This window comes from Bradyrhizobium sp. 44 (assembly GCF_023073095.1).
In the GTDB taxonomy this organism is placed as follows: domain Bacteria; phylum Pseudomonadota; class Alphaproteobacteria; order Rhizobiales; family Xanthobacteraceae; genus Bradyrhizobium.
The window spans coordinates 66,045-78,868 of sequence record NZ_JADPIY010000008.1 but is presented as its reverse complement, the minus strand read 5'-3'; the positions used below and the strand labels follow the sequence as shown (position 1 = coordinate 78,868).

At 65.2% G+C, this 12,824-nt stretch carries 11 protein-coding genes and 2 pseudogenes; 7 read left to right on the top strand and 6 right to left on the bottom strand.

Annotation, left to right across the window (positions count from 1 at the left end):
- Nucleotides 1-46 precede the first annotated feature (46 nt).
- Nucleotides 47-577, bottom strand: coding sequence for an SH3 domain-containing protein (locus IVB41_RS02435; RefSeq protein WP_007603917.1), 531 nt, complete (start codon nt 575-577; stop codon nt 47-49).
- A gap of 326 nt (nt 578-903) precedes the next feature.
- Between IVB41_RS02435 and IVB41_RS02430 the strand changes: the two genes are divergently transcribed.
- Complete coding sequence (locus IVB41_RS02430) at nt 904-1,905, top strand: D-glycerate dehydrogenase (RefSeq protein ID WP_247426314.1); 1,002 nt, start codon at nt 904-906, stop codon at nt 1,903-1,905.
- 140 nt (nt 1,906-2,045) lie between these two features.
- On the opposite strand, the gene IVB41_RS02425 is transcribed toward IVB41_RS02430, so the two are convergent.
- Complete coding sequence (locus tag IVB41_RS02425; protein ID WP_247426311.1) at nt 2,046-2,954, bottom strand: LysR family transcriptional regulator; 909 nt, start codon at nt 2,952-2,954, stop codon at nt 2,046-2,048.
- Nucleotides 2,955-3,073: 119 nt separating this feature from the next.
- Between IVB41_RS02425 and IVB41_RS35770 the strand changes: the two are divergent.
- Nucleotides 3,074-3,202: pseudogene (locus IVB41_RS35770) on the top strand (aldo/keto reductase); the annotation flags it as partial.
- 123 nt (nt 3,203-3,325) lie between these two features.
- Here IVB41_RS35770 and IVB41_RS02415 read toward each other — a convergent pair.
- Nucleotides 3,326-3,571 (bottom strand): annotated as a pseudogene (locus IVB41_RS02415) (aldo/keto reductase); the annotation flags it as partial.
- Between the two features lie 3 nt (nt 3,572-3,574).
- Here IVB41_RS02415 and IVB41_RS02410 point away from each other — a divergent pair.
- The gene (locus IVB41_RS02410; RefSeq protein WP_247428970.1) at nt 3,575-4,093 is read left to right on the top strand and encodes an aldo/keto reductase; all 519 of its coding nucleotides are present in this window, start codon (nt 3,575-3,577) and stop codon (nt 4,091-4,093) included.
- Nucleotides 4,094-4,102: 9 nt separating this feature from the next.
- On the opposite strand, the gene IVB41_RS02405 is transcribed toward IVB41_RS02410, so the two are convergent.
- Nucleotides 4,103-4,906 (bottom strand): molybdopterin-synthase adenylyltransferase MoeB, encoded by an 804-nt coding sequence (locus IVB41_RS02405; RefSeq protein ID WP_247357425.1) that lies wholly within the window; start codon nt 4,904-4,906, stop codon nt 4,103-4,105.
- A 234-nt stretch (nt 4,907-5,140) separates the two neighbouring features.
- On the opposite strand from IVB41_RS02405, the gene IVB41_RS02400 reads away from it, so the two are divergent.
- Complete coding sequence (locus tag IVB41_RS02400; protein ID WP_247426309.1) at nt 5,141-6,499, top strand: serine protease; 1,359 nt, start codon at nt 5,141-5,143, stop codon at nt 6,497-6,499.
- Between the two features lie 67 nt (nt 6,500-6,566).
- Here IVB41_RS02400 and ggt read toward each other — a convergent pair whose 3' ends face one another.
- The gene (ggt, locus tag IVB41_RS02395; RefSeq protein ID WP_247426306.1) at nt 6,567-8,246 is read right to left on the bottom strand and encodes a gamma-glutamyltransferase; all 1,680 of its coding nucleotides are present in this window, start codon (nt 8,244-8,246) and stop codon (nt 6,567-6,569) included.
- A 239-nt stretch (nt 8,247-8,485) separates the two neighbouring features.
- Between ggt and IVB41_RS02390 the strand changes: the two genes are divergently transcribed.
- On the top strand, nt 8,486-9,229 hold the full coding sequence (locus IVB41_RS02390) for a ParA family protein (RefSeq protein WP_247426304.1): 744 nt from the start codon (nt 8,486-8,488) through the stop codon (nt 9,227-9,229).
- A 266-nt stretch (nt 9,230-9,495) separates the two neighbouring features.
- Here IVB41_RS02390 and mutM read toward each other — a convergent pair whose 3' ends face one another.
- A complete protein-coding gene (gene mutM / locus IVB41_RS02385; RefSeq protein ID WP_247426301.1) occupies nt 9,496-10,377 on the bottom strand; it encodes a bifunctional DNA-formamidopyrimidine glycosylase/DNA-(apurinic or apyrimidinic site) lyase in 882 nt (293 codons plus the stop codon).
- An 81-nt stretch (nt 10,378-10,458) separates the two neighbouring features.
- Here mutM and ubiE point away from each other — a divergent pair, with 81 nt between their 5' ends.
- Together ubiE and ubiB are read left to right on the top strand one after the other, a co-directional pair.
- Nucleotides 10,459-11,220, top strand: coding sequence for a bifunctional demethylmenaquinone methyltransferase/2-methoxy-6-polyprenyl-1,4-benzoquinol methylase UbiE (gene ubiE / locus IVB41_RS02380; RefSeq protein ID WP_027566148.1), 762 nt, complete (start codon nt 10,459-10,461; stop codon nt 11,218-11,220).
- Nucleotides 11,217-12,791 carry a 2-polyprenylphenol 6-hydroxylase gene (gene ubiB / locus IVB41_RS02375; protein WP_247426297.1) on the top strand — a complete coding sequence of 525 codons (1,575 nt, stop codon included), beginning with the start codon at nt 11,217-11,219 and terminating at the stop codon, nt 12,789-12,791. The genes ubiE and ubiB overlap by 4 nt, the downstream gene beginning before the upstream one ends.
- Nucleotides 12,792-12,824 lie beyond the last annotated feature (33 nt).

Below are 12,824 nucleotides of genomic sequence, written 5' to 3'. Positions count from 1 at the left end.
GAGCCCGGGCATGACGGTGGAGCAACAGCTCCGCTCCCGCCCAACGTCAGTTCACCTGCTCGTCTGAATAAACGCCCCAGAGGCGTTCCTGCTGGATCCAGCCGTCAAAGCCGTTTCCGCTGACGCGGCACCAGTTTGCGCTGCACTTCTTCACCTGGGTGACGACACCGGCCTGGAGCCTGGCCGCAACCGCGCTGTCGGGATCGGCGCGATCGTAGATCGGCGCGAGCTCGTCCTTGTGCTTCATCGTGACGACCGCGGTGCGGCGGCCCGACAGCAGTGAGTGATAGACCCAGCCCTCGGCGCCCTCGGAATCGCGTACCCGGCGCCAGTTCTCGAACTCGGCGGTGATTTCGACCGGCAGGCCGGAGCGGGTGTAGACCCAAGCGACGTCATTGTCCTTGGTCGGGCCGGCGCGGACGTTGACGTGATCCGATTTCAGGCTGACGTAGCGCGGCACCGGGAGGCCCGAGGCCGTCTGGGGTGTGCTGTCCTTTGCCGAATGCCCGGGACTGACCGAAGCGCTCAACCAGGTGCAAACGAGCGCCATCACCGAACAAAAACGCCCCAACGCCATCAACCCGTCTCCTGTCGAAGGTCCGGCCGAGCCGGGCCCTCACCCCAAAATTCCAAAACCAGGCCGCTGTCGCCCCTGACCCGCCCCACGCGGGTGTTCCCGAGCCCTTTGCCCGTGGTTCTTGTCTTGGCCCGGCCTTCTGCTAGAGAGGACGGACGTCTGAACAACCGGTTTGTCCCGATTTTCCGGCCGGAAATGTCGGGAGAGCTTGAAGGAAACGCCGGGGACGACACGGCAAAGGCAGTGTCGAACAACCGGGTTAATGAGGCCTCAACGGCCGGCCTTTGGCGACAGAGGCGGCTCGCAACGCCTCATGAGGGCAGGACATGTCGGTGAAGAAAAAGCCCCTCGTCGTCGTGACGCGCAAGCTTCCGGACTCGATCGAGACCCGGATGCGCGAGCTGTTCGACGCGCGGATCAACCTCGACGACTCGCCGATGTCGGCCGAGCAGATCGCGGAAGCCGCCCGTACCGCCGACGTACTGGTTCCGACCGTGACCGATCACATCTCCGCCGATATCGTCAACCAGCCCGACTGCAGGCTGAAACTGATCGCGAATTTCGGCAACGGCGTCGACAACATCGATGTCGAGGCCGCGCATGCCCGCGGCATCACCGTCACCAACACGCCGAAAGTCCTTACAGAAGACACCGCCGACATGACCATGGCACTGATCCTCGCCGTGCCCAGGCGGATGATCGAAGGCGCCTCGATCCTGACGGAAGGAAAACCCTGGCCCGGCTGGTCGCCGACCTGGATGCTTGGCCATCGCATCGGCGGAAAGCGCCTCGGCATCATCGGCATGGGCCGCATCGGCCAAGCGGTCGCACGCCGCGCCCGCGCCTTCGGCTTGCAGATCCACTACCACAACCGCCGGCCGGTGGCGCCGAAGATCGCCGAAGAGCTGGGCGCGACCTATTGGGAAAGCCTCGACCAGATGCTGGCGCGGATGGACATCATCTCGGTGAACTGTCCGCACACGCCGGCGACTTACCATCTGCTGTCGGCGCGCCGGCTGAAGCTGATCCGCAAGGACGCCTACATCGTCAACACCGCGCGCGGCGGAGTCACCGACGAGGACACGCTGATCAAGCTGATCGAAGGCGGCGAGATCGGCGGCGCCGGCCTCGATGTCTATGAGCACGAGCCCGCGGTGAACCCGAAGCTGGTGCGGCTCGCCAAGGCCGGCAAGGTGACGTTGCTGCCGCATATGGGCTCGGCCACGATCGAGGGCCGCGTCGAGATGGGCGAGAAGGTGATCATCAACATCCGCACCTTCCTCGATGCGCACAAGCCGCCGGATCGCGTGCTGCCGAGCATGCTGTGAGTTCAACTGACTGCGCGACAAGCCCTCTTGCCTCATCCTGAGGAGACCGCGTCGCGGTCGTCTCGAAGGATGGCCACAGGCGAGATCCGGGCCTTCATGGTTCGAGACGCGCGTTCCGCGCTCCTCACCATGAGGGTCTGCTATCCCCGGGCGTTGCGCTTGCGCCAGTCGGCAACGAAATCGATGAAGGCCCGCAGTGCCGGCGGCGTTTGGCGCCGGCTTGGATAATACAGGAACGGGCCCGGAAACGGCTCGCACCAGTCTTCAAGCAGCCTGACCAGCGCGCCCGACTTCAGGGCTTCGCCGACATATCCATCGAGCGTCGCCCAGACACCGGCGCCGTCGAGCGCAGCGCGCATGGAAAGGCCCATGTTGGTCGAGATCAGCTTTGCAGGCGGATCGACCTTCACCAGCTGACCGGCCTTCTCGAACTCCAGATCATGCATGACACCGCTGGAGTAGCGGGCGCGGATGCAATCGTGGTCGAGCAGATCCTTCGGATGCTCAGGCTTGCCGCGGCGCGCGAGGTAATCGGGCGAAGCGACCACGACATAGCTCTGCGGACCGCTGAGCGAGATCGCGATCATGTCCTGCGCGAGATGCTCGCCATAGCGCACGCCGGCATCGAAGCCCGCGCTGACGATGTCGACGAACCCGCTCTCGGAGACGACGTCGAGGTCGACCTGGGGATAGGCCTTGAGGAACGGCCCGATCATCGGCGCCAGCACGAGATCGACCGCGGGCGGCGGTGCGTTGATGCGTAGCCGGCCCGAGGCCACCTCGCGCAGGCCGCGGACTTGATCGAGGGCGTCGCCGACATCGCGCAGCGCCGGCGCCACGCGCGACAGTAGCAGCTCGCCCGCCTCGGTCAGGGCGACGCTGCGGGTGGTGCGGTTCATCAGGCGGACGCCGAGGCGCTCCTCGAGGTCCCGCAATCGCTGGCTAAGGCTCGACACCGACACGCGAATATCGATCGCCGCGCGCCGGAAATTGCGGGTGCGGGCGACCGCCACGAAGACGTCGAGATCACGCAGGTCGGGCTCAGCCATTGTTCGCTAATGTGAACAAGCCATTCTCGATTGTCCAGCTTATCGATGTAATCGATCAGGCGCATATCTCCCCTCGTCACGCGGCCGCCATCGGCCGCCGCCTTTTGAGGAGAACGACCATGGAACAGCGCAAACTCGGTTCAACCGGCCCCACCGTCTCCGCTCTCGGTCTCGGCTGCATGGGCATGTCCGAGGTCTACGGCCCCGCCGATCGCGGCGAGAGCATCGCCACGATCCACGCCGCGCTGGATGCCGGCATCACCCTGGTCGACACCGGCGATTTCTACGCCATGGGCCACAATGAAATGCTGGATATGTTTGATGTAGCCGGCCTTCACGAGATCGGCGATGCCGCCGATAGTCTCCTCGATCGGAATGTTGGGATCGAGCCGCGCCGGGCGGTAGACGTCGATGTAGTCGGTGCCGAGCCGCTGCAGCGAATAGGCCAGGAAGTTCCTCGTTGCAGCCGGCCTCGTGTCCATGCCGGTGAATTCGCCGGCCGGACCGCGCAGCGCACCGAATTTGACGCTGATCTGCACCTTCTCGCGCGGCACGTCCTTGAGCGCTTCGCGCTCGGCCTGTCCGAGGTCGGCTCCGACACCATCCGCCGCGCGCATGCCGTGCACCCGATCGCCGATCTCCAGATCGAATATTCGCTGATCGAGCGTGGCATCGAACGCGACATCCTGACGACCTGCCGCGAGCTCGGCATCGGCATCACGGCTTACGGCGTGTTGGCACGCGGCCTGATCAGCGGCCATTGGTCGAAGGACTCCGGCAAGACAGGCAAGGACTACCGGCTGATGACGCCGCGCTTCCAGGGATCGAATCTCGACGTCAATCTGGCGCTGGTGGAGCAGCTGCGCGCCATCGCCGCCGAGATTGGCGCGACGCCGGCACAGGTCGCGATCGCCTGGGTGGCGGCGCAAGGCCAAGAGCACGGTCAAGAGATCGTGCCGCTGGTCGGCGCCCGCACCCGCAACCGCCTCAGCGAAGCACTTGGTGCGGCCAAGGTCACGCTGACGCCGGCTCATCTCGCGCTGTTGGCAAAGGCCTTCCCGCCCGATGTCGCCGCCGGTACGCGTTACGCCGCCGAGCAGATGGCGCATCTCGACAGCGAGAAGCCGGCCACGGCGTAGCGGCTGCGATCAGGTCCGATGGGCGCTGAGGTCAGTGATCACAGGCCCATCGCCATTGAGCGGATTGGCCGGATCGCGCGCGTAACGCAGCGTCTCGAAGCGCATCGCGCGCGCATCGATCATCAGCAGGCGGCCGACCAGGCCGTCGCCAAAGCCGACGATCTCGCGGATCGCCTCCAGCGCCATCATCGAGCCCATCACGCCCGCGAGCGCGCCCATGACGCCGGCTTCCGCGCAGGCCGGCACGGTCCCGGGCGGCGGCGCCTCCGGGAACAGGCAGCGATAGGTCGGATTGAATTCGCCCTGCTCGTTCTTCTCATGCGCACGGATGGTGGTGAGCGAGCCATCGAAGGTGCCGAGCGCCGCCGTGATCAGCGGCCTCTTGGCGAAGAAGCAGGCGTCCGAGGCCAGATAGCGGGTCGAGAAATTGTCGGAGCCGTCGAGCACCAGGTCATAGTCGCCGATCAGCGCCAGCGCATTGTCGGCATTGAGCCAGGTGGCGTGACCGACGAAGCGGACATGCGGATTAAGCGCAGAAATCCGTTCGGCCGCGCTCTCGACCTTGTGCCGGCCGATATCGGGCGTGGTGTGAATGACCTGGCGCTGGAGGTTCGACAGCGATACCACATCGTCATCGACCACGCCGAGCGTACCGACGCCGGCGGCCGCAAGGTACATCAAGGCGGGCGCACCGAGCCCGCCAGCGCCGATCACCAGCACGGAGGCCCGCTTCAGCGCTGCCTGGCCGGGACCACCGACATCGCGCAGCACGATATGGCGGGCATAACGTTCGAGTTCGTCCGAGCTCAGCATCGTTATCCTTCGTTCTCTCAACACTCATGGTGAGGAGCGCGGAACGCGCGTCTCGAACCATGCAGGCCCCATATCGCCCGGAGCCATCCTTCGAGATGCGGCCTTGAGGCCGCTCCTCAGGATGAGGGCCTGAGTCCGTGGCCTCTATCGCCCGGCTGAACCACCCCGAGATTGTTCGCGACCAACGAGATGTGCTTCAATGGCATTGCGTTCAATGGGCTGGCTGGATTTGTCATGAGATCGATGCTTGCGGCAACACTGATGTTTGCGGCTGCGACAGGCGCACACGCCCAGATGACGACACCGCAGATCCCCGGCCCCAAGCCGAAGCCGGTCCAGACCGTTCCGATCCGGCCTCCTGCTTTGCAGACGCCGGCTGCGACGGCCGATGCCATGGCGCAGGCGGAGCGGTTGTCGCTGCAGTCCGACCTCGCCTGGGTCGGCCAATATAACGGCGCCATCACCGGCGACGTCAGCGCGCGCCTGGTCGAGGCGATCAAGGAGTATCAGAAGGCCAAGGGCGGCAAGCCGACCGGCGTGCTCAATCCGCAGGAACGCGCTGCGCTCGCCGAGACCGCGCGCCGCAAACAGGAGAGCGTCGGCTGGAAGATTGTGACGGAGATGACCAGCGGCGCGCGGCTCGGCATTCCCTCAAAACTGGTGCCGCAGCAGGCGACCGACGCCAACGGCTCGAAATGGACTTCTCCCACCGGAACGGTGCAGGTGCTGCTCAGCCGCCGCAAGGAGGCGAACCCGACCACAGCCAAGCTTGCCGAAGCGGAGAAGAAAGAGCCGGGTCGCAAGGTCGACTACACCGTGGTGAAGCCCGACTTCTTCGTGCTGTCGGGTCTGCAGGGTCTGAAGAAATTTTACATGCGCGGCACCTCTCGGGGTGATGAAGTTCGCATCATGACGATCCTCTACGATCAGGCGACCGAGAACACCGTCGAGCCGGTCGTGATCGCGATGTCGAGCGCGTTCACTGCATTCCCGTCGGGGCCACAGGCCGGGCCGCCGCCACGCAAGACGGTCGAATATGGCACCGGCCTCGTCGTCAGCGACGATGGCGCGATCGTCACCGACCGCCTCGTCACCGATTCCTGTCTCGCGATCACGGTCGCCGGCTATGGCAGCGCCGACCGTCTCGCCGAAGACCGGGAACACGACCTCGCGCTGCTCCACATCTACGGCGCCCGCGGCCTGAAGCCGTTCAGCCTCGGCAGTGGCGCGGCGAAGACGAGTGTTGATGTCGTCGGCATCGCTGACCCGCAGAGCCAGGGCGGCGCGGTCGGTGTGTCGAGCCTCAAGGCCGCGCTGGCATCCGTCGGTGGCAGTGATTCAGCGCTGTCACCACCGCCCGCGGTCGGATTTTCCGGCAGCGCCGCCATCGACGGCGACGGCAAGTTCGCCGGCATCGCACTGTTGAAGCCGGCGATGGTTGCGGGCGCCGCGACGTCGGTACCGGCGTCGCAGGCGGTGATGGTCTCCGCGGAGACGGTGCGCGATTTCCTGAAGACAAACGGTGTCACCGCGAACGGCACCTCGACGGATGCGAAAGCCGCCGTCGTGCGCGTGATCTGCGTGCGGAAGTAAGCTCGCCGAAGGCGCGCAACCTCTCCACGAGCGGAAGAGCTGACCGAGCTCGCGACCCAGCACGCCATTAGCTCAGCCTGAATCTGATCCCGGCCTTCGCGAGGCCACCCGAGATCCCGACCGGCGTGCCGTCCGCACGCCAGCAAGCGGCGCCACTCATGGTGCCGTCGTCGTGGAAGGCGATACCGTTCATGCCGCCGGCGACTGTCGCGACAGGCTGCACCTTGTGACCGAGGCTCTCGAGCTTCGCGCGCACGCTCTCCGGCACCTTCTGCTCGATCTCGAGTGCATTGCCTTCGGTCCAGACCCGCGGCGCTTCGACTGCTTCCTGCAAGCTCATACCGTGGTCGATCAGATTGACCAGTGCCTGCATCGCGCTCGGGAAGATTCGTTTTCCCCCGGGCAGGCCCAGCGCGTAGCGCAGCTTTCCGTCACGGAGCGCCATCATCGGCGACATCGAGGTCGTCACCCGCTTGCCCGGCGCCAGCGACAGGGCGTGGCCTGGACGCGGATCAAACAGGTTCATGTAATTGTTGGCGATGGCGCCGAGGCCCGGGATCATGATCTTGGCGCCGAACAGATTGTTGATGGTCTGCGTGGTCGCAACCACGTTGCCGAACGCATCCGCCGCCGTCATGTGCGTGGTGTGAGCGCCTTCAAGCTGCGACACGCCGGCGCCCCAGGTCTGCGCCCGCGCCGGATCGATCGCAGCGCGGCGCTCCTCGGCATACGCCTTCGAGGTCAGCCGCTCCACGGGGACGCCGACATAATCAGGATCGCCGCTGGCCGCGGCGCGATCGGCGAATGCGATCTTCAGGACCTCGGCAAGATAGTGGATGGTCTCGGGCGTACCGAAGCCTAGGCCTTCGATGTCGTAGCCCTCCAGGATGTTCAGCATCTGCGCGATATGCACGCCGGAGGCCGCGGGCGGCGGCGGGCCAAAGATAGTCCAGCCGCGGTAATCGGCGCGGATCGGCTGCCGTTCGACGGTCTTGTAGCTGGTGAGGTCGTTGCGCCGGATGAAGCCGCCGGCCTTTTCCATGTAATCGACCAGGATGTCGCCAAGCGGCCCCTCATAGAGCGCCTTTTCACCGTGGTCGGCGATATGCCGCAACGTCTCGGCATATTCGGCCTGTACCACGCGCTCGCCGACCTTCAACGGCTCTCCATCAGGCAAGTAAATCGCCGCGATCGGCTTGTCCTTGCGCATCTCGGCGGCGCTCTCGCTGATGCATTCGTGCAGATAGGGTGTCGCCGCATAGCCCCGCGCGGCGTGCTTGATCGCGGGCTGCATGACGTCGGCGAGGCTCATGGTGCCGAAGCGGCGCAGCGTCTCGCACCAGGCTTTCAGCGAACCCGGTGTGGCGACCGCCTTTGGGCCGTTGAGATTTTCATTGCCGACGGTGTCGAACACGTCGTGCGCGGAACCCGGCGTCGGGGTGTAGCTGGTGTCAAGCACCGCCGCGGGCACGGTGCTCTGCCCGTCGATAAAACGGTGGCTGCCGTCGGCGAGCCGGATGTGCGCCATGCCGCCGCCGATGATGCCGACCATCATCGGCTCGACCACGGTCAGCGTGAACAGGGTCGCTATCGCGGCGTCGATGGCGTTGCCGCCGGCGGCCAGCATCTCCGCGCCGGCGCTGGAGGCCAGTGGATGGTTGCTGACCACCATGCCGCGGCTCGATACCGCGGGCATCTTCTGGCATTCGAATTTCGTCGCCGTCCGGTCGCGCCAGTTTCCGCCCATGCCTCTTGTCCTTTCTTATTCACGGCAGCAAGCACAGCACACGTACGAGTACGGGTCCAGTAATGGTACGGATTCGCTGGTATTCCCGATTCCGCCATCATCGTGACTGCTGATTCGGACCTCCGCGATCCCCTTTGGATCGGGCCGGCACGTCCTGAGCGAGAAGAGCTCAGCATCGAGATCGATGCACGTTCGCGTGGCGTTTCCCTGGCCCAAGCACTCCAAAGGATTGATCTTCAATGCACACGATCGCACTGGCCACCCAAAAGGGTGGCAGCGGCAAGAGCACGCTCGCCATCGGCCTCGCGCTGGCAGCCAAGCAGGCCGGCTTCACCGTTCGCCTGATCGAAACCGACCCGCAGGGCACACTGTCCAACTGGCAGCGCCGCCGCACCACCGATGATCTCGTCGTCGAGCCGATCTATCACGCCGCCGACATCGAGCCGCGCCTGAAGATGCTGGCCGACAGCGGCCTCCAGATCGCGATCGTCGATACCGCCGCCGGCCTCAGCGCCGCGACCACCGCCGCGATCCGCCATTCCGACCTCTGCCTGATCCCGGCCCGCCCGAGCGTCGCCGACATCGAAGCCACCGTCTCCACGCTTAGCGTCGCGCGCGCCTGGAAGCGCCCCTACAGCTTCGTGCTGAACCAAACGCCGATCCGCGGCCAGCGTATCGATAATGCCGCCAACACCCTTGCCGAGGAAGCCGCGCTCGATCTCGCTGAGGTGCTCGCGCGGCCCCTGATCGTAATGCGCAACGACCACCAGGACTCGCTCGCAAGCGGCCTCGCGGTGAGCGAATTCGCCCCGAACGGCAAGTCGACCGAGGAGATCCGCGGCCTCTGGCATTGGATCGAGACCCGGCTCGAGCTCGCCGCCACCACCAATGTCTTGATCGACCAGGTCATCGCGGCCGCGGACGGAATGTTACACGTCGCCGCCGAGCTTTCAGCCGACGAGACCACGATACTGGCGTCCTGAGCGGGGCAATCGCTCAGACGGCAGCCGGCCCTTCACCATCCGGAAGGGGCCTTAGCGACGAAGCAATCCGGCCACCAGCCCGGCCGGATTGCTTCGCTTTTGGGAAACTTTATCGCCGCCATCATTGCGAGGAGCCCTTGCGACGAAGCAATCCAGGCTGTTTCGTCGGCAAGATTCTGGATTGCTTCGCTGCGCTCGCAATGACGGTCGTGGTGGGCTCGTCACTCTCGCAGAAGCTTACGGCCTCTCGGTTACGAGCCTGATTTTCACTTCTGACATTTCGGACACCAGAAGGTCGACCGGCCGTTCTGCGTAAAACGCTTCACGGCGCCGCCGCATCGCGGCGTCGTGCATTTCTCGCCCTCGCGGTCATAGACCTTGAACGAGTGCTGGAAATAGCCGAGCTCGCCCGAGGTCTGGCGATGATCGCGCAAGCTGGAGCCGCCGGCCTTGATGGCGTCGTTCAGCACGGTATGGATCGCGCCGACCAGTCGCTTCGCATGGTCGGTGGTCTCGCCCTTCTTGGTCGACAGCGTCGCGGCGATCCGGCGCGGCGACAGATGCGAGCGATGCAGGGCTTCGCAGACATAGATATTGCCGAGCCCGGCAACCACGCGCTGATCGAGTAGCGCGGCTTTCAGGCTCGTGGTCTTGCCTACGCAGGACCGTGCCAGCATCGCCGCGTCAAATTCGTTGCCGAGCGGCTCGGGGCCGAGCCCGCGCAGCAGCGGCTCCTCGTCGAGCGCACTGCGCGCGATCACTTTCATGTAACCGAAGCGGCGCGGATCGTTGAAGACGATGTCGGCGCCGGAGGACATCCGAAACAGCACGTGGTCGTGGGTCGAGTCCTTGGCTTTCGGATAGTGAAACTCGCCAGGCTGAGCGTCGTTGTCCGGCTTGATAACGCGAAACGAGCCCGACATGCCCAGATGCATCAACAACACGTCGCCGGAGGCGAGATCGGCCATGAGATATTTTGCACGGCGCCCGAGCCCCGTGACGACCTGCCCCTGCAGCCGCGCCACGAAATCCGGCTGGAACGGAAAGCGCAGATCCGGCCTGCGGGCCTCCGCGACGAGGATTTTTGCACCCTCCATGACCGGCTGAAGTCCGCGGCGGACGGTCTCGACTTCGGGCAATTCGGGCATGGTCAGGCATTCACCTTATGAGGGCGGTGTGATAGCGCCATTGCGGCGGGCGCGCTATGGTCCGCCTCGTGGAGTAGAGTAATGGATCGGCCGGGCGAAACCACGCATTTTGGCTTTAGGGACGTTCCCCTGGGCGACAAGCAGACGCTGGTGAACGATGTGTTTCACAGCGTGGCGTCGCGCTATGATTTGATGAACGATTTGATGTCCGGTGGCCTGCACCGGGTCTGGAAGGACATCATGATCACCGCGCTCGACCCGCCCAGAGGCGACCGGCCGTTCGCGCTGCTCGACGTTGCCGGCGGCACCGGCGACATCTCGTTCCGCGCCGCCAAGGCCGCAGGCGCGGGCTTCCATGCCACCGTCTGCGACATCAATTCCGGGATGCTGGAGGTCGGCCGCGAGCGCGCCGCAAAGCGGCATCTCGAGACCCAGGTCGATTTCGTCGAGGGCAATGCCGAAGCGCTCGCCTTCGCCGACCGCAGCTTCGACGCATACACGATCGCTTTCGGCATTCGCAACGTGCCGCGGATCGACCTTGCGCTGGCCGAAGCCTATCGCGTGCTCAAGCCAGGCAGCCGCTTCCTCTGTCTGGAATTCTCCACCGTCGAGATGCCCGGGCTCGATCGCCTTTATGACCTGTTCTCGTTCAAGGTGATCCCGCCGCTCGGCCGCATGATCACGGGTGACGCCGAGTCCTACCAATATCTGGTCGAGTCGATCCGCAAGTTTCCAAGACCCAACGCCTTCGCCGACATGATCCGCAACGCCGGCTTCGCCCGCGTGAACTGGCAGATGTTGTCCGGCGGCATCGTCGCACTGCATTCGGGCTGGCGTTTGTGATCTCTGCCATAACCCATAGTGCGCGCCTGATGCGCGCCGCGTTCGTATTCGCGCGCGAGGGCGTGTTCGGCGCCGTCGATCCGAGTCTGGTACCGCCGCACGGACAGCTCGCGCTGAAACTTGCGCGCATCATCGAGCGGCGCGGTCCGAAGCAGGGCCCGCGGCTGTCGCGCGCGTTGACCCGGATGGGCCCGGCCTATCTCAAGCTCGGTCAATTTCTGGCGACCCGTCCCGACGTCGTCGGCGTCATCATGGCGCGCGACCTCGAAAGCCTCCAGGACCGCTTGCCGCCGTTTTCGCAAGCCGAAGCGGAGGCTGCGATCGCGACTTCGCTGGAACGGCCGCTGACCGATGTGTTCGTGAGCCTCAGCGCGCCGGTCGCAGCGGCCTCGATCGCACAGGTGCATCGCGGCGAAGTCCTGCGCGACGGCATCCGCAAGGCGGTCGCCGTGAAAGTGCTGCGCCCCAACGTGGCCGCTCGCTTCCGCCGCGACCTCTCCGACTTCTTCTTCGTCGCTTACAAGGCCGAATCCTATTCGTCCGAGGCGCGGCGCCTGCGCCTCATCGAAGTCATCAACACCATGTCGCGCTCGGTCGCGATGGAGATGGACCTGCGCCTCGAGGCCGCGGCGCTGTCGGAGATGGCGGAGAACACGCGCGACGATCCTGATTTCCGGGTGCCGGCCGTGGACTGGGACCGTACCACGCACAACGTGCTGACGATGGAGTGGATCGACGGCATCGCGCTGAACGATCACAAGCGCCTGGCCGAGTCGCAGGTCGACCTGCCCGATCTCGGCCGCAAGGTGATTCAGAGCTTCCTGCGCCACGCGTTGCGCGACGGCTTCTTCCACGCCGACATGCACCCAGGCAATCTGTTCCTGGATGACGCGGGCCGCCTCGTCGCGGTTGATTTCGGCATCATGGGCCGGCTCGGCATGAAGGAGCGGCGCTTCCTCGCCGAAATTCTGCTCGGCTTCATCACCCGCGACTATCGTCGTGTCGCGGAAGTGCATTTCGAGGCAGGCTATGTGCCTGCGCATCACTCGGTCGAGAACTTCGCGCAAGCAATCCGTGCCATCGGCGAGCCCATTCACAACCGCACGGCGGAAGAGATCTCGATGGCGCGGCTGCTGACGCTGCTGCTCGAGGTCACCGGCCTGTTCGACATGACCACGCGGCCCGAGCTGATCCTGCTCCAGAAGACCATGGTGGTGGTCGAGGGCGTGGCACGCGGCTTCGATCCCAAGCTCGACATCTGGAAGGTCGCCGACCCCGTGGTGCGGGAATGGATCGAGCGCAATCTCGGTCCGATCGGCCGGGTCCAGGGCGCGATCTCCGGCACCGGTGATCTCGCGCGCATCCTGATGCGTCTGCCTGATATCGCCGCGCGCTCGGTTGCGGTGCTCGAACAGCTGGAGACCATGACCCGGGAGGGCATCCGGCTGTCGCCGGAGAGCATCGCGGCGATGGGCCGCAGCGAGGGCCGCAAGAACCGTTGGCGCACCGTGGCGCTCTGGATCATCGCCGCGACCTTCATCGGCATCCTGATCGCCGTCCGGAATCTTTGATTGCAGTGCAATCATGCGAATGATAGCATCGCT